Annotated in this window: 14 protein-coding genes; 6 read left to right on the forward strand and 8 right to left on the reverse strand. The window is 72.0% G+C overall.

Annotation, left to right across the window (positions count from 1 at the left end):
• The first annotated feature begins 496 nt into the window (after positions 1 to 496).
• Positions 497 to 2,074 (forward strand): M4 family metallopeptidase, encoded by a 1,578-nt coding sequence (locus tag AB4Z14_RS15895; protein WP_442276031.1) that lies wholly within the window; start codon positions 497 to 499, stop codon positions 2,072 to 2,074.
• Between the two features lie 65 nt (positions 2,075 to 2,139).
• Here AB4Z14_RS15895 and lysS read toward each other — a convergent pair whose 3' ends face one another.
• From lysS to AB4Z14_RS15930, 7 genes are all read right to left on the reverse strand, one after another.
• Positions 2,140 to 3,924 (reverse strand): lysine--tRNA ligase, encoded by a 1,785-nt coding sequence (gene lysS / locus AB4Z14_RS15900; protein WP_442276032.1) that lies wholly within the window; start codon positions 3,922 to 3,924, stop codon positions 2,140 to 2,142.
• A 59-nt stretch (positions 3,925 to 3,983) separates the two neighbouring features.
• Entirely contained in the window at positions 3,984 to 5,294 is a 1,311-nt protein-coding gene (locus AB4Z14_RS15905) for an adenylosuccinate synthase (RefSeq protein ID WP_442276033.1), read from the reverse strand.
• 271 nt (positions 5,295 to 5,565) lie between these two features.
• Positions 5,566 to 6,369 (reverse strand): Cof-type HAD-IIB family hydrolase, encoded by an 804-nt coding sequence (locus AB4Z14_RS15910; RefSeq protein ID WP_442276034.1) that lies wholly within the window; start codon positions 6,367 to 6,369, stop codon positions 5,566 to 5,568.
• 25 nt (positions 6,370 to 6,394) lie between these two features.
• On the reverse strand, positions 6,395 to 6,802 hold the full coding sequence (locus tag AB4Z14_RS15915) for a DUF3151 domain-containing protein (RefSeq protein WP_056751827.1): 408 nt from the start codon (positions 6,800 to 6,802) through the stop codon (positions 6,395 to 6,397).
• Positions 6,799 to 7,827 (reverse strand): class II fructose-bisphosphate aldolase, encoded by a 1,029-nt coding sequence (fbaA, locus tag AB4Z14_RS15920; RefSeq protein ID WP_442276035.1) that lies wholly within the window; start codon positions 7,825 to 7,827, stop codon positions 6,799 to 6,801. Before fbaA ends, AB4Z14_RS15915 begins: the two co-directional genes overlap by 4 nt.
• A gap of 102 nt (positions 7,828 to 7,929) precedes the next feature.
• Complete coding sequence (locus AB4Z14_RS15925) at positions 7,930 to 8,718, reverse strand: hypothetical protein (RefSeq protein WP_442276036.1); 789 nt, start codon at positions 8,716 to 8,718, stop codon at positions 7,930 to 7,932.
• 13 nt (positions 8,719 to 8,731) lie between these two features.
• Positions 8,732 to 9,577, reverse strand: a complete 846-nt coding sequence (locus AB4Z14_RS15930; protein WP_442276037.1) for a GNAT family N-acetyltransferase — start codon at positions 9,575 to 9,577, stop codon at positions 8,732 to 8,734.
• 29 nt (positions 9,578 to 9,606) lie between these two features.
• On the opposite strand from AB4Z14_RS15930, the gene AB4Z14_RS15935 reads away from it, so the two are divergent.
• Entirely contained in the window at positions 9,607 to 11,019 is a 1,413-nt protein-coding gene (locus tag AB4Z14_RS15935; RefSeq protein WP_442276038.1) for an NAD(P)/FAD-dependent oxidoreductase, read from the forward strand.
• Between the two features lie 75 nt (positions 11,020 to 11,094).
• On the opposite strand, the gene AB4Z14_RS15940 is transcribed toward AB4Z14_RS15935, so the two are convergent.
• The gene (locus AB4Z14_RS15940) at positions 11,095 to 12,222 is read right to left on the reverse strand and encodes a M24 family metallopeptidase (protein WP_442276039.1); all 1,128 of its coding nucleotides are present in this window, start codon (positions 12,220 to 12,222) and stop codon (positions 11,095 to 11,097) included.
• Between the two features lie 78 nt (positions 12,223 to 12,300).
• Between AB4Z14_RS15940 and AB4Z14_RS15945 the strand changes: the two genes are divergently transcribed.
• The 4 genes from AB4Z14_RS15945 to AB4Z14_RS15960 are packed head-to-tail and all read left to right on the forward strand — an operon-like array spanning position 12,301 to position 16,599.
• Positions 12,301 to 13,689: a sensor histidine kinase gene (locus AB4Z14_RS15945; RefSeq protein ID WP_442276040.1), complete on the forward strand. Its 1,389-nt coding sequence runs from the start codon at positions 12,301 to 12,303 to the stop codon at positions 13,687 to 13,689.
• Positions 13,686 to 14,390 (forward strand): response regulator transcription factor, encoded by a 705-nt coding sequence (locus tag AB4Z14_RS15950; protein WP_442276041.1) that lies wholly within the window; start codon positions 13,686 to 13,688, stop codon positions 14,388 to 14,390. Before AB4Z14_RS15945 ends, AB4Z14_RS15950 begins: the two co-directional genes overlap by 4 nt.
• 35 nt (positions 14,391 to 14,425) lie before the next feature.
• Entirely contained in the window at positions 14,426 to 15,352 is a 927-nt protein-coding gene (locus AB4Z14_RS15955; protein WP_442276042.1) for an ABC transporter ATP-binding protein, read from the forward strand.
• On the forward strand, positions 15,349 to 16,599 hold the full coding sequence (locus AB4Z14_RS15960; RefSeq protein ID WP_442276043.1) for an ABC transporter permease: 1,251 nt from the start codon (positions 15,349 to 15,351) through the stop codon (positions 16,597 to 16,599). Before AB4Z14_RS15955 ends, AB4Z14_RS15960 begins: the two co-directional genes overlap by 4 nt.

A 16,599-nucleotide genomic window follows, 5' to 3' on the forward strand; every position in this document is an offset into this window, starting at 1 on the left:
CGCAGACTTCGCCGTCTCGACGTTGCCCTGTCGCCCAATGTGGACCGGCAGCCTCGCCCGGGCGCAGGAAGGCTCGTTCCGGCCAGTTTTCTTTAGGTAAAGACTTGTTCAAGGATTCCGCGAACCGTCGACTGTGCCTCCACCCGGGGGGATGATTGCTTCAACGTCAAGGCGCGCGAACCTACCCTCCCCGCCGCCTCCTCCCCCCTGAGGCCCTTGGCGTTCGGCGAAGTCCCGCCCCCAATGTGGACGACGCACCGGGCGAGGGACGAGATGCAACCCCCCTGCATCTCGCCCCTCGCCCGCTTCCATGCCCGGGACCGTCCCATCCGCTTCCTGAGAGAAGTCTGGGAACAGCCATCGGTCCGGTTCATTTCCTGTTCAAGCACCGGCAAACATTGACCCTGCTCTCTGGCGTCGCGCCTTCAAACCGACACATGTGGCGGAACGGTCATCCGACCGCCCTCGGGGGCACCTCGGTAGCCAGGAGTACGCCTTGAAGAAGAGCTTCATCACGACGTCGGTCGCCACCGCAGCGATCGCCGCCACCGCCCTTGCGACGATCGCCACGAGCGGCGCGCAGGCAGCCACCCGGTCCGCCTCGGGAGCCGGCCTCGACCGGGCCGTCGCCGCGGCGCGGGCCCACGGTTCGGCCTTCGGCCTCGACCAGGACCAGGGCCTCACGTCCCGCAGCGTGGCCACCGACAAGGACGGCACCACGCACGTCCGCTTCGACCGCACGTTCAAGGGCCTGCCCGTCGTCGGTGGCGACCTCGTCGTCCACACCGACAAGGCGGGCGCCTGGAAGGGGGTCAACGCCGCGTCCACGTCGGTCCGGGTCGCGTCCACGACCCCCACCGTCGCCCCGGCCACGGCGGCCGCCACGGCTGCTCGCACCGTCGACCACACCGTCAGCGCATCGAAGCCGACCCTGGCCGTCTACGCGATGGGCGGCCCCGCCCGCCTCGTGTGGAAGACCCAGGTCGACGGTGTCGGCGCCCACGGTGAGCCGGCCGGCACCGTCGTCTTCGTCGACGCGCGCTCCGGCGCCGTCGTCGACCACTGGGCGACGGAGGTCAACGACGTCGGCACGGGCAACAGCCTCTACCTCGGCACCGTGACGCTCCAGACCACCGCGTCGGGCGGCCAGTGGCAGATGATCGACGCGACCCGCGGCGGGGCCCGCACCGAGGACGGCAACAACGGGTCGACGACCTCGACCACGGGCACCCTCTTCACCGACGCCGACAACGTCTGGGGCACCGCGGGCTCCACCACGAACCGGCAGACCGCCGCCGTCGACGCAGACTTCGGCGTCGGCGCCACGTGGGACTTCTACAAGAACACGTTCGGCCGCAACGGCATCAAGAACGACGGCAAGGGCGCCCGCAGCCTCGTCCACGTCGGCACCAGCTGGGTCAACGCCTCGTGGAGCGACACGTGCTTCTGCATGCGCTACGGCGACGGTGACGGCGCCAGCTACGGCCCGCTCGTCTCGCTCGACGTGGCCGGCCACGAGATGACGCACGGCGTCACCTCGGCGACGGCGGGGCTGACCTACGCCCGCGAGTCCGGCGGCCTCAACGAGTCGACCTTGGACGTCATGGGCACCATGGTCGAGTTCACCGCGAACACGAGCGGCGACCCGGGCGACTACCTCATCGGTGAGCGCTTCGCGAAGAACGGCGCGGGCCCGCTGCGCTACATGGACAAGCCGAGCAAGGACGGCGCGTCCGCGGACTGCTGGAGCAAGCGGGTCGGCACTCTCGACGTGCACTACTCGTCGGGCGTCGGCAACCACCTGTTCTACCTGCTCTCCGAGGGCAGCGGCGCCAAGACGATCAACGGCGTCAGCTACACCAGCCCGACCTGCAACGGTGGCGCGGTGACCGGCATCGGTCACGACGCAGCGGCTGCGATCTGGTATCGCGCCCTGACGACGTACTGGACCTCGTCGACGAACTACGCCGGTGCCCGCGCCGGCATGCTCTCGGCCGCCACCGACCTCTACGGCGCCGGCAGCGCCCAGTACGCCGCCACCGCCACCGCCTGGTCGGCCGTCGGCGTCAACTGACGCGCACGCCTCTCCGAGTCGAAGGAGCAGCTCGCCCAGCTCGGGCGAGCTGCTCTTTCACTGCCTCAGTGGCCGACGAGGCTGCGGACCCGGTCGGCGCCCACGGCCAGCAGCAGCGTCGGCAGGCGGGGGCCGGTGTCCTTCGACACCAGCAGCCGGTAGACGAGGACGAAGAAGGCGCGCTGGGCGGCCGACAGCTCGGGGTCCTTGACCTTGGCCTCCGGGTCGATGCCGCGCTGGATCTTCGGCACGCCGTAGACGAGGTGGGTCAGGCCGTCGAGCGACCAGTGCCCGTCCAGACCCTCGGCGAGCAGCCGGAGCGACTCCTGCTGCTGATCGTCGAGGCTGCCGAGCAGCTCCGCGTCGGGCTCGGTGCGCACGACGGTGCGGTCCTCGGCGGGCACGTAGCCGAGCATCCAGCGCTCGGCGCAGTCGAGCCGGGGCCGCAGGTCGTCGGTGGAGGCCACGGGGTTGTCGGGCTCGAGCTCGCTGAGGATGCGGACGGCCTGCTCCTCGTCACCCTGCGTCACGTCGATGACCGACGCGATGGTGCGGAAGGACATCGGTCGCGGCGTCGAGGGCAGCGGACCCGCGGCCGTCGACGTGGCGCGCAGGTGCGCGGCGAGGTCGCCTGCCTGGGCCGAGCCGTCGGCGACCTTGCGGCCCAAGGCATCCCACTCGTCGTAGAGGCGCTGGAGCTCCGGACCGAAGGCGACGTCAAAGCTCTGGTTGGGCCGGCGCCGAGCGTAGAGCCAGCGCAGCACCGGGGCCTCCATGACCTCGAGCGCGTCGGTGGGGATCGGCACGCCGCCCTTGCTCGAGCTCATCTTGGCCATCCCGGCGATGCCGACGAAGGCGTACATCGGCCCGACGGGCCGCTCCCAGCCGAAGATCGGCGCGAGGTCCTTGCCGACGACGAAGCTGCTGCCCGGGCTCTGGTGGTCGACCCCCGACGGCTCGAACATCACGTGCTCGTGCCCCCAGCGCATCGGCCAGTCGACCTTCCACACGAGCTTGCCGTTCGTGAAGGTGTCGAGGTCGACAGTCTCGGTGTGCCCGCACTTCGTGCAGTCGTAGGTCAGCTCGTGGCTGTCGTCGTCGTAGGCCGTGACGGTCGTGAAGTCGGTGCCGCACGAGGAGCAGAAGGGCTTGAACGGGTAGTAGCCGGCCTTGCCCTCGCTGCCGTCGTCCTCGGACGCCGCGCCGGAGCCGCGCTCGGCCTCGGTCGCCGCGGCGGCCTGCTCCTCGGTGAGCTTCGTCGCCTTGCCTCCGACGCCACCGCCGCCCTTGCCCTTGCCACTGGACTTCTGGCGGGCCGCCTCGACGGCCTCGAGCGTGCGGTACTGGTCGAGCACCTTGTCGATGGCGAAGCGCTCACGCATCGCGAGCAGCACCTGGTCGCGGTAGACACCGGCGCGGTACTGCTCGGTCTGGCTGATCTGGCGCACCTCGATGCCCGTGGCCACCATGGCCTCGAGGAGCGGCGCCTTGAAGTGGTCGGCCCAGCTCGCGTGCGCAGAACCCGCGGGCGCCGGGACCGAGGTCAGCGGCATACCGATGTACTGCTCCCACGAGTCGTCCACTCCCGCAAGGTTCTTCGGCACGCGGCGGAAGCGGTCGAAGTCGTCCCAGCTGAGGATGTGCTCGCAGTCGATCCCGCGCCGCTTGATCTCGTCGGCGACGAGGTGCGGCGTGATGAGCTCGCGGAAGTTGCCGAGGTGGATCGGTCCGGACGGGCTGATGCCCGACGCGCAGACGATGGTCTCGCCGGGGTGACGCTCCTGCGCCTCGGCGATCACGTCGTCGGCCAGCCGCGTGACCCAGTCGAGCGGGGTGACCTCTTCAGTCATGGGTTTCCTTCAGTTGCAGAGGCTTTCGTATGCCGTGTGCGGGCGACCGCGCGACCGCGTCAGCTCGCGACGGCCGGCTTGAGCGGGAAGCGCTCGATGATCTCGTCGCGGCCCGGGCCGACACCGATGGCCGAGACGCGGGCGCCGATGAGCTCCTCGACGCGCAGCACGTAGGCCTGGGCGTTGGCGGGCAGGTCCTCGAAGCTGCGGCAGCCGGTGATGTCCTCCCGCCAGCCGTCGAGCTCTTCGTAGATCGGCGTCGCGTGGTGGAAGTCGGTCTGGTTGACCGGCATCTCGTCGTGGCGCACGCCGCCGACGTCGTAGGCGACGCAGACCGGGACCTTCTCGAGGCCGGTGAGGACGTCGAGCTTGGTGATGACGAAGTCGGTGACGCCGTTGATCCGGGTCGCGTAACGGCCGACCACGGTGTCCATCCAGCCGCAGCGGCGCGGGCGTCCGGTCGTCGTGCCGTACTCGGCGCCGGTCTTGCGGAGGAACTCGCCGCTGTCGTCGTGCAGCTCGGTCGGGAAGGGGCCCTCGCCGACGCGGGTCGTGTAGGCCTTGAGGATCGCGATGACCGAGTCGATGCGGGTCGGCGGCACACCGGAGCCGGTGCACGCGCCGGCCGACACGGCGTTGCTCGAGGTGACGTAGGGGTAGGTGCCGTGGTCGACGTCGAGCAGGGTCGCCTGCCCCGCCTCGAAGAGCACCGTGTCGCCGCGGTCGAGCGCCTGGGTCAGCACGAGGCTCGTGTCGGCGACCATGGGTGCGAGGCGGACGGCATACGACAGCAGCTCCTCGACGACGTCGTCGACGGCGGAGGCGCGGGTGTTGTAGATCTTCGCGAGCACCTGGTTCTTCAGCTCGAGCGCGGCCTCGACCTTCTGGCGCAGGATGCCCTCGTCGTAGAGGTCCTGGATGCGGATGCCGACGCGGTTCATCTTGTCGGCGTAGGTGGGACCGATGCCGCGGCCGGTCGTGCCGATGCGGCGCTTGCCGAGGAAGCGCTCGGTCACCTTGTCGATGGTGCGGTTGTAGCTCGGGATGACGTGCGCGTTGGCGCTGACGAGCAGCTTGCTCGTGTCGACGCCGCGCGCCTCGAGACCGTCGAGCTCCTCGAAGAGGACGCCGAGGTCGATGACGACGCCGTTGCCGATGACCGGCACGCAGTTGGGGCTGAGGATGCCGGAGGGCAGCAGGTGCAGCGCGTACTTCTCGCGCTTGCCGTCCTTCTCGATGACGACGGTGTGGCCGGCGTTGTTGCCGCCGTTGAACTTGACGACGTAGTCGACGCTGCTGCCCAGCAGGTCGGTCGCCTTGCCCTTGCCCTCGTCACCCCACTGCGCTCCGACGAGCACGATTGCCGGCATCGGTCTGCCTTCCGGTTGTGGTCCAAGCCAACCGCAAGGTTATCGGTTCGAGACCCGTGCCCCGGACCCGGCTTCTCCGCACCGGCCGAGTTGTGGTGGCGGATCAGGCCTCCCGACCCGGATTCCTCCGCCCCGGCGGAGTTGTGGTGGCGGATCGGGCCACCCGACCCCGGATTCCTCCGCCTCGGCGGAGTTGTGGCGGCGACGATCGCCTCGCCACCCAGCGTGCAGCGCGCAAGCGACGGGCCGATCCGGTCCAGCTGCGCACCGGTCAGTGCGAGGCGAGCCAGTCCTCGAGGTAGGCGGCGACGCCGTCCTCGCGGTGGTGGCCCGTGACGACCGTGGCCGCGTCGAGGGCCGGGTCGACGGCGTTGGCGACGGCGACCGCGGTGCCCGCCACGGCGAAGGCCGAGACGTCGTTGTGGTTGTCACCGAAGAAGACGGTGTCGGAGACGTCGACGCCGAGCTCGTCGGCGAGGGCGCGCAGCCCGTCGCCCTTGGAGCAGGCGGCGTTGGCGATCTCGAGGTAGGTCGTCTTGGAGCGGTAGGTCACGAGGCCGGCTCGACCCGTGAGCGCCGCCTCCAGCTCGTCGACGAGCGCCGGGTCGCCCATCGCCATGACCTTGTGCGGCGGCTGCACGTCGACGCGACCGCTCGACACGTAGTCGTACGCCGACTCCGGGCTCGGGTCCACGGCGGTGATCGTCGCCTCGCGCTCGGTCCACTCGTCGGGACCCCAGGCGTACCAGTCGTCCCCGGCGAAGAAGCTCGCGTGGAGCGCGAGCCGCTCGCACACGGCATACGTGGCCCTCGCGTCGGCGGGCGTGATCGCGACGTCGGTGACGACCGAGCGGTCGGCACGCAGCACGAGCCCGCCGTTGTACGCGATGAGCGGGGTGGGCTCGACGCCGCAGAGACGCTCGAGACCCTCGAGGGACGCGGGCATGCGCGAGCTGCAGAGCACGAACGTGTGGCCGGCCTCCCGCACCGCCCGGATGGCAGCCACGGTGCGGGAGGACAGCGTGCGTCGATGGTCGAGCAGCGTGCCGTCGACGTCGGAGCAGAAGAGCGTCATGCGGTGCAGGGGCCGAGCAGACTGGTCAGAGCCCGAGCTCGCGCGCCGCCTCGGCCGAGCTGTCGCGCAGGAACTGCGTGCAGCGGGCCTCCTCGTCGCTCTCGCCGATGGCGCGCGCCGCCCGGGCGAGGGCCGCGAGGGCACGCAGGAAGCCGCGGTTGGGCTCGTGCGACCACGGCACCGGACCCTGGCCGCGCCAGCCGGACTTGCGCAGCGAGTCGAGCGCCCGGTGGTAGCCGGTGCGGGCGTACGCGTACGCCTCGACGTCGCGGTCACCGTCGGCGAGCGCGTCCTCGGCGAGGACGGCCCACGCGAGCGAGCTCGCGGGGTACGTCGCCGCCACCTGCACCGGGTCGACCCCGGCGTCGAGCTTCTCGGCGGCCGGGTCGACGGCGAGCCGGGTCTCGGGGATGCCGAGCAGGTTGTCGCTCACTGGTGCGTGCCCGCCGAGCGCAGCGCGTCGCAGGCCTCGACGACGCGCTTGGCCATGGCCTCCTCGGCCGACTTGCCCCAGGCGCGAGGGTCGTACTGCTTCTTGTTGCCGACCTCGCCGTCGATCTTGAGCACGCCGGCGTAGTTGCCGATCATCCAGCCGGCGATGTCGCGCGTGAAGGCGTACTGCGTGTCGGTGTCGACGTTCATCTTGATGACGCCGTTGTCGACGGCGGCCGAGATCTCCTCGGGCAGCGAGCCCGAGCCGCCGTGGAAGACGAGGTCGAAGGGGCGCGCATCGCCCGTCAGGCCGAGCTCCGTGGCGGCGGCGTGCTGGGCCTGCAGGAGGATCTCGGGGCGCAGCTTGACGTTGCCCGGCTTGTAGACGCCGTGGACGTTGCCGAAGGTGAGGGCCGTCAGGTAGCGGCCGTTCTCGCCGGAGCCGAGGGCCTTGATCGTCGCGATCGCGTCCTCGGGGGTCGAGTAGAGCTTGTCGTCGATGGCTCCCTCGACGCCGTCCTCCTCGCCGCCGACGACGCCGACCTCGATCTCGAGGATGACGTTCGCGGCCTTGGCGAGGGCGAGCAGCTCCTGGGCGATCGACAGGTTCTCGTCGAGCGGCACGGCCGATCCGTCCCACATGTGCGACTGGAACCACGGCGTGCCGCCGGCCTGGACGCGCTCGGTGCTCGCCGCGAGGAGCGGGCGCACGAAGGTGTCGAGCTTGTCCTTCGGGCAGTGGTCGGTGTGCAGCGCGATGTTGACGGGGTAGTTCTTGGCCACCTCGTGCGCGTAGGCCGCGAAGGCCAGCGAGCCGCTCACCATGTTCTTGATGCTCGGGCCGGAGAGGTAGTCGGCCCCACCCGTGGAGACCTGGATGATGCCGTCGGAGCCGGCGTCGGCGAAGCCCTTGAGCGCGGCGTTCAGCGTCTGCGAGCTCGAGACGTTGATGGCCGGGTACGCGAAGGAGCCTGCCTTCGCGCGGTCGAGCATGTCGGCATACACCTCGGGGGTGGCGATGGGCATTGCTACTCCTGCTGTCTGGTGAGCGGGTTCACGATCCGCCGTGAATCCTGCCACGTATGCCGCCGCGTGCCCACGGGTGCCCACCCACCGGTGAGCGCCCGCTCAGAGAAGGCGCGCGACGAGCACCGCGAGGGCCCTCTGCTGCTCCCCCGGCTGCCACCCGCTGCCGTCGAGCGTGGCCCACACGAGGTGGGCTCCGCGGCGCAGCAGGACCACCTCGGCCGAGCCGGCGCCGTACTCCGAGGGGACGGTCCCGATGCGGACGCCGACCCCGGCCACCCGGCTCGGCGACGCCTTCGCGCAGGTCGTGAACGCGGCGTCGAGGTAGGCGACGAGGCCTCCCGGGTCGCCCGCGGCGAGGTCGACGAGGCTGAAGGTGACGACCTTCGTGCCGGCCGAGCTCTCGGGCGGGGCCTGGTTGCCGGCCTGCTTGGGCATCGTCAGGAGATAGCCCTCGACGACGCGCCGCGCCCGGCTCGCCGGGATGAACGCATCGTTGAGCAGGCCGGTCCACGGCACGAGGCCGTCGCACTGCGGTCGGGAGGGCAGCTCACCGGGACACTGCGCCCGGTCGGCGGCGTCGGGACCCGGCACCGCCTCCTTGGGGGCGGAGAACGCGCTCGTCTCGGCGCCGGGGAAGACGGCGTCGAGGGGCACACGGCCCTTGCCGGTCAGCGGCCGCGTCGTGGTGCACCGCGGGGCGGCCTCGATGAAGGTCATCCCGGGATCGGGCTGGGCCGTCCCCGTCGTCGACGTGGCGCTGCGGACCGCGGGATCGGCGCTCTCCGTGGTGCACGCGCCGAGGAGCGTGGTGGCCAGCGCCCCGACGGCCAGGGCTGCCAGGGCGGCCCGAGCGGCCGTGGCTGCGCGCCGCCGTGGTGCCCGCGTCACCACCGTCGCCCCGTCAGGCCGTGGGATCGAAGACGTACGGGGTCGTCGTCGCGACGCGGTGCAGGCCGAGGCGACGGAGGATCGGCTCGGAGTCGGGCGAGGCGTCGACGCGGACGTACTCCTTGCCGCGGTCGAGGCCGAGGCGAGCCCGGTGGAGCAGCGTGGCCCGGTAGAGCCCACGGCCGCGCCACTCGGGCAGCGTCGAGCCACCCCAGAGGCCGGTGAACCCGCTCGCGTCGTACTCACCACGGGCCGCGCAGAGGACCGGGCCCTCGCGGGACTCCTCGACGACGACGACGTCCATCGAGTCGGGCCGGGCGACCCACTCGGGATAGAGCGACTCGGTCACCCAGGCGTGGTCGTCGCCCCACACCGTCTCGGACATCGTGCGCATCCGGGCGAAGTCCTCGAAGCCGTCTGCGGCACGCACGACGACGCCCTCGGGCAGCGCGAGGTCCTGCGCCGCGAGTGGGGCGGCCTCGCCGAGGATCAGCGCCTCGTCGTCCTCGCGGACGAAACCCGCAGCCTCGAGGCGCGCGCCGAGGTCGCTCGGCTCGTCGTAGTCGTAGGTCTTCCACTCGACCTTCTGGCCGCGCTCGGCGAAGAAGTCACGCACCCGGAGGACGAGACCGTCGGGGTCGTCACCGAGACCGTCCGGGCTCTCGACCATCGCGAAGTGGCCGGCCGGGTCGAGGTCGTAGTGCTTGCGCACGGGGCCGTCGAGCTCGAGCGGGCGCTCGGCCGTCCCGAGCGGGACGGGGGCGCGCGTCTGGTCGTGGAAGACCCGGAGCAGCTGCTCGGGCGGGGGCGCCGACGCCGGCGCGGCATCGCTCTGGAACGAACGGGGGTTCACAGGCACCAGCCAAGCATGGTCTGATCCGTCTCGTCATGCCTGTTTCCCCGCTCTCGCCCCGCGCCGCCACGGCTCTCGCCGACGCGCGCCCCGTCCCCTTCTGGACCGACCGTCCCGAGCGGCCCGACCCGCGGGCGCCCCTGACGGGCGCAGCGCCCCGCACCGACCTGCTCGTCGTGGGCGCAGGGTTCACCGGGCTGTGGGCCGCGATCCAGGCCAAGGAGGCCGACCCGTCGCGGGACGTCGTCGTCGTCGAGGCCGGCCGGCTGGCCGACGGCGCGTCCGGGCGCAACGGCGGCTTCATGGCGCCCTCGCTGACCCACGGGCTCGCCCAGGGCCTCGGCTGCTGGCCCGACGAGATGGAGACCCTCGACCGGCTCGCGGTCGAGAACGTCGCGGGCATCGAGAGGACGCTGACGGCATACGGCATCGACGCCGACCACCACGTGCCCGGAGAGCTGACGCTGGCACTCACCGAGCACCAGGTCCCTGCCGTCCGCGAGTCCTTCGAGCTGCACCGCGCCCACGGCGTCCCGGTCGAGCTGCTCGACGCCGCGCAGGCCCGGGCCCGCGTCGACTCGCCGCGCTACCTCGCCGGGATGTACGACCCCGAGGTCGCGCTCGTCGACCCCGCGCGCCTCGTCTGGGGGCTGGCCCGCGCGGCCGAGTCGCTCGGCGTGCGGCTCCACGAGCACACGCGTGCAACGGGATTCGACACCGAGGGCGACGGCGTGAGGGTGACGCTCGACGGCGGCTCGATCCACGCGCGACGCGTCGTCATCGGCACGAACGCGTCGCAGGGCGTGCTCAAGCGCTTCAGCGCGTGGGTGCTCCCGGTCTACGACCACGTCCTCATGACCGAACCCCTGACGCCGACCCAGCTCGACGCCATCGGCTGGAAAGAGCGCGAGGGACTCACCGACGCGGGCAACCAGTTCCACTACTACCGAAGGACGCTCGACGACCGGGTGCTCTTCGGCGGCTATGACGCGAACTACCACTTCCCCGGACGCATCGACCCGGCGCTCGAGCAGTCGGACGCCTCGCACGGGCTGCTCGCCGACCACTTCCTCGACCTCTTCCCGCAGCTCGAGGGCATCCGTTTCACGCACCGCTGGGCCGGTGTCATCGACACGACGTCCCGTTTCACGCCGGTCTTCGGCACGGCGCTCGGCGGGCGGATGGCGTACGCCGTCGGCTACACCGGGCTGGGCGTCGCCTCGACCCGCTTCGGCGCGGCCGTCGCCCTCGATCTCGTCGACGGCAAGGACACCGAGCTCACCCGCCTCGGGATGGTGCGGCGCAAACCGATCCCCTTCCCGCCCGAGCCGATCCGGTATGCCGCCGTGCGCGCCACGCGGTCGTCGCTCGCGGCCGAGGACCGCACCGGCCGGCGCAACCTGTGGCTCCGCGCGCTCGACCGGATCGGCGTGGGCTTCGACTCCTGAGGTCGGGCCACCTGGGCCCTGGGACGACGGGGCCACTCGACGCTCGAGTGGCCCCGTCGTCACACCCGTTTCAGGTCAGACGACGACGAGGTCGGTGGGTCTCGTGTTGAAGCGCTCGACACCGTCGTCGGTCACGGCGACGATGTCCTCGATGCGCGCGCCCCAGCGGCCCGCGAGGTAGACGCCCGGCTCGATGCTGAAGGTCATGCCGGGCTCGACGGGGAGGTCGTTGCCGGCGACGATGTAGGGCTCCTCGTGGCCGTCGAGCCCGATGCCGTGGCCGGTGCGGTGGATGAAGTGCTCTGCGAGACCGGCCGCCGCGAGCACGTCGCGGGCCGCGCGGTCGATGGCCTCGCACGTCACGCCGGGACGCACGGACTCGACGGATGCCTGCTGCGCCGCCTGCAGCGCGCCATACGCCTCGGCCACGCCGGGCTCGCGGGGCGACCCGACGGCATACGTGCGCGTGCTGTCGGAGCCGTAGCCCGAGGGCAGCGGGCCGCCGATGTCGACGACGACGACGTCCCCGCCCTCGATGACGCGGTCGCTGACGGAGTGGTGCGGGCTCGCGCCATTGGGTCCCGACCCGACGATGACGAATTCGGCTGTGGCGTGCCCCTCCTCGAGGATCGCAGCGGCGATGTCGGCAGCGACCTGCGCCTCGGTGCGACCGACCCGGAGCCACTCGCCGACCCGCGCGTGCACACGGTCGATCGCGGCGCCGGCCGCGCGCAGCTCCGCGAGCTCGGCCGCGTCCTTGCGCATCCGCAGCTCGCGCAGGACCGGGCCGGCGAGCTGCTGGTCCGCCGCCCCGGCGTCACGCAGGCGCAGCAGGTGCAGGGCCGGTGTCATGTCGGACACCGCGACGCGACCGGTCGGCACTCCGCCGAGCGCCAGGGCGTAGGGGTCCTCGCCGTCGACCCACGTGCGCACCTCGACGCCGAGCTCGCCGAGCGGCACGTGACCGAGACCGGCGTACTCGAGCGCAGGAGAGACGAAGACGGGGGCGACCGTCGCGTCGCTCGGCACGACGAGCGCCGTGAGCCGCTCGAACGACGAGCCCGCGATGCCGGTGAGGTAGCGCAGGTCGGAGCCGGGTGACACGACGGTCGCCGCGACGCCTGCATCTGCCGCGTGGTGTCGCAGCCGGTCGAGCCTGGAACGCATCGTCGGGACGTCGAGGACGGAGGAGGAGACACCCATGCGCCCGAACCTACCGCCGCCACGCCCTCCGCCTCGAGGGGGAACCGGCAGGGGCACCGGTCTGCCTAGGCTGGCCCCATGGACGGCCGGTGGACTGCCCTCGTGGCGCGGGTGAGGGCCTACTTCGGTGTCGACACCGACTGGGAGCGGGTCCCCGACGACTCGCCGCGCCAGCGGCGTGCCGACCTCTGGGTCGCCCTCGGCTTCCTCGTCGCGGGGTCGCTCGGCGTCGAGCTGCTGCGCAGCATCGACTCACTCGGCGCGCAGCAGGACTCGTGGGTCTGGCCGCACGTCGCCGTGGCCCTCGGCACGCTCCCCCTCATCTGGCGCCACCGGTGGCCGCTGCTCGTCGCGGCCGGACTGTCGCTGCACCTCTTCGTCTTCGGCCTGCTCATGCCGGCGGTCGCGGTGTCGATGCCGATGCAGGTCGTCTACTTCCTCGCCCTCTTCACCGGCGTCGCCTGGGCACGTGACCGGCAGGCGATGCTCGGGGTCGTCGCCGGTGTCGTGCTGCTGATGTTCGGCTGGCTCGCCTGGCAGCTCGCGGTGGGCAGCGGCGTCGAGGAGGCGATGAGCCGCGGCGACGAGCCCCTCGTCCACCAGGGACTCTTCAGCCCGGCCGGCGCCTACGTCGTCTACACCCTGCTCATCAACGTCTTCTACTTCGGCGGCGCCATCATCGGTGGCCAGGCCGCCTGGCGCGCCGCGCTCCAGCGCGACCGGCTCGCCGCCCAGGCCCGCACCATCGACGCCCAGGCCACGAGCCTCCAGCGGCAGGCCGTCGTCGAGGAGCGGCTGCGGATCGCCCGTGAGCTGCACGACGTCGTCGCCCACCACGTCTCGGTCATCGGGATCCAGGCCGCCGCGGCCCGTCGCGTGCTGCGACGCGACCCCGACGTGGCCGAGGGCGCCCTGCGGTCGGTCGAGACGTCATCGCGCGACGCCGTGGCCCAGATGCGAGGGCTGCTCGGCACGCTGCGCGCCGACGACCACGAGGGGACGTCGGACGGGTCGGGACCCGGGGGCCGCACCCGGGCGCCCGAGCCCGGCCTCGCGGACGTGACGACCCTGGCCCGTGAGGCCTCGACCCACGGCCTCGAGGTCGAGTGCCACGTCGTCGAGGACGTGCCCGGCGCGGCCGCCTCCGTCCCGGCACCCCTCGGGCTCTCGCTCTACCGCACCGCGCAAGAGGCGCTCGCCAACGTGCGGCGGCACTCGACGGCCTCGTGCGCGACGGTCTTCGTCCGCGTCGACCGGCGACCCGAGCACGGCTTCGCGCACGGCTACGCCGAGGTCGAGGTGCTCGACAGCGGGCGGCCGCGGTCGGGCACGTCGGGGACCGGCCTGGGTCTCCTCGGCGTTCGCGAGCGCCTGTCGACGCACGGCGGCGTGAGCGAGATCGGGCCCCGGGTCACCGGCGGATACCGGGTCCGCGTGCGCATGCCGCTGCCCGAGGAGGCCTCGTGAGCGCGCCCGTCCGCGTGCTGCTCGTCGACGACCAACTGCTCGTCCGGTCCGGCTTCTCGCTCATCCTCTCGGTGGAGGACGACATCGAGGTCATCGGGCAGGCGAGCGACGGTGAGGAGGCCGTGCGGCTCACCCGCGAGCTGCGACCCGACGTCGTGCTCATGGACGTGCAGATGCCGGTCATGGACGGCATCGAGGCGACCCGGCGCATCGTCGCCGACGACCTGGCCAGGGTCGTCATCCTCACCACCTTCGACCGGGACGACTACGTCTTCGCCGGCCTCGCCGCCGGGGCGAGCGGCTTCCTGCTCAAGAACGCCGACGCCGACCACCTCATCGAGGCGGTGCGGGCCGTCTCGGGTGGCCACGCCCTGCTCGCTCCGGAGGTGACGCGGCGCGTCATCGAGCAGATGACGAACGGGTCGGTCTCCGACGCCCAGGCCGCCCCACGGCGGGACGACCGCGACCCGCGGCTCGACGACCTGACGCCGCGCGAGCTCGAGGTGCTCGGTCTCGTGGGTCGGGGCCTCTCCAACGCCGAGATCGCCGGACGGCTCTTCGTCGGTGAGGCGACGGTCAAGACGCACCTGTCCAACGTCTTCGCCAAGCTGCACCTGCGCGACCGCGTCCAGGCGGTCGTGCTGGCCTACGAGGCCGGTCTCATCCTCCGGGGGGATCGGGAGGATCAACCCAGCGGCTGATCCTGGGCGCCCCCGCGCGGCCTAGCGTGGGAGGCATGAACGACGACGGGGACCGCCTGACCAGACCACGCGCCACGGCCGACATCGAGCTTCTGCACCTGAGCCGCACCTTCGGCGAGATCCGGGCCGTCGACGACATCAGCTTCACGGTCGGGGCCGGCCGGCTGACCGGCTTCGTCGGCGGCAACGGTGCCGGGAAGACCACGACGATGCGCATGGTCATGGGCGTCCTGTCGCCCAGCGGTGGCGAGGTGCTCTGGGACGGTCGCCCGATCACCGCCCTCGACCGGCGCCAGTTCGGCTACATGCCCGAGGAGCGCGGGCTCTATCCCAAGCAGGCGGTGCTCGACCAGCTCGTCTACCTCGGACGGCTCCGCGGCCTGAGCGCCTCGGCGGCCAAGGCCTCGGTGACGGCCCACCTCGAGCGCCTCGGTCTCGCCGAGCGCGCCAAGGACCACGTCGAGAAGCTCTCGCTCGGCAACCAGCAGCGGGTCCAGATCATCGCCGCGCTCATGGGCCGGCCCCGGGCGCTCGTGCTCGACGAGCCGTTCAGCGGCCTCGACCCCGCCGCCGTCGACAACATGGCCGACCTCTTGCGCGAGCACACCGCTCGCGGCGTGCCGGTCCTCTTCTCCTCCCACCAGCTCGACCTCGTCGAGCGGCTCTGCGAGCGCCTCGTCGTGCTCGCCAAGGGCCGGGTCGTCGCGTCGGGCAGCCCGGACGAGCTGCGCGCGACCTCCGTCTCGCGGCACCGGCTCGTCCTGTCGGGCGATGCAGGGTGGGTGCGCGGTGTCGGGGGCGTGCACGCCGTCGACGTCGAGGGACACACGGCGCTGCTCGAGGTCGTCGAGCACGGCGCCGAACGGGCTCTCCTCGAGGAGGCCCTGAGACGCGGCGAGGTGCACGAGTTCTCGCCGCAGCGACCCACCCTGGCCCAGATCTACCGTGAGGTGACGGCATGACCACCCTCCAGCACCGACCGGACCCCGACACCGCCGGCGCCGGCGAGGCCTCCGGGCCCGCCGACGAGCAGACGTCCGGGGGCGGGCGTCCGTGGCTCATCGTGGCTGTGCGCGAGGTCGTCGTCCGCGTCACGAACCGCACGTTCCTCTTCTCCACGCTCTTCACGCTCGTGTTCATCGCCGGCTTCGCGGCCTTCTCGGCGTGGCAGGCGGGAAAGACGACGACCTACACCGTCGCCGTGTCGTCGGCCGAGGGCACGCGCCTCGTCGAGCAGGCCGCATCGACAGCCCGCTCGACGAGTGACACCGTCGTCATCACCCCGACGACCGTCACCGGCGAGGACGCGGCGCACGCCGCCGTCGACCGGGGCGACGTCGACGCGTGGCTGCACGAGACGTCGGCCGGCTGGACGCTGACGTCCGGCGACGACGTGGGGTCGTCGCTGCGGACGCCCCTCGAGGGAGCCGTCCGCGCCGCTGCGCTCGACCGCAACGCGGCTGCGGCCGGCACGACGGTCGAGGCCCTCGAGCGCGGGGCGACCCTGGGCGCCGACCGCTTCGACGGGCAGACGACGAACCGCGGCTTCGTGCAGGCCGCCACCTTCGCCTTCGCGCTGCTCTTCTTCATGGGCGCCCTGATGTTCGGCCAGCAGATCGCCGCGAGCGTCGTCGAGGAGAAGCAGTCGCGCCTCGTCGAGATCATCGCGACGGCGATCCCCCTGCGCGCCCTGCTCGCCGGCAAGGTCGTCGGGAACTCGGTCATCGCGATGGGCCAGGTGGTGCTCTTCGCCGGGGTCGGGCTCGTGGCGGTGTCGTTCACCGAGTGGTCGTCGCTGCTGCCCGCGCTCTCGACCGCGGTCGTGTGGTTCATCCTCTTCTTCGCGGTCGGCTTCTTCGCCCTGGCCTGTCTCTTCGCCGTCGCGGGCGCGCTGGCCTCGCGCACCGAGGACCTCCAGTCGACGACCTCGCCCCTGACGACCCTGCTCATGCTCGTCTACTTCGCGAGCTTCGCCCTGAGCGGCACTGCCCTCAAGGTCGCCTCCTTCGTGCCGATCGTGTCCGTCGTGGCGATGCCGGGGCGGATCATCGCGGGCGACGCCGCCTGGTGGGAGCCCGTCGTGTCCCTCCTGCTCATGGCGGCCTTCTCCGCGGTGACCGTCGTCATCGGCGAGAAGGTCTACCGGCGGTCGCTCATGCAGACCCGTGGCCGGACGTCGTGGAAGCAGGCCCTGCGCACGGCGGACTGA

This window comes from Terrabacter sp. 2TAF16, from assembly GCF_052115065.1.
Taxonomy (GTDB): Bacteria; Actinomycetota; Actinomycetes; order Actinomycetales; family Dermatophilaceae; genus Terrabacter.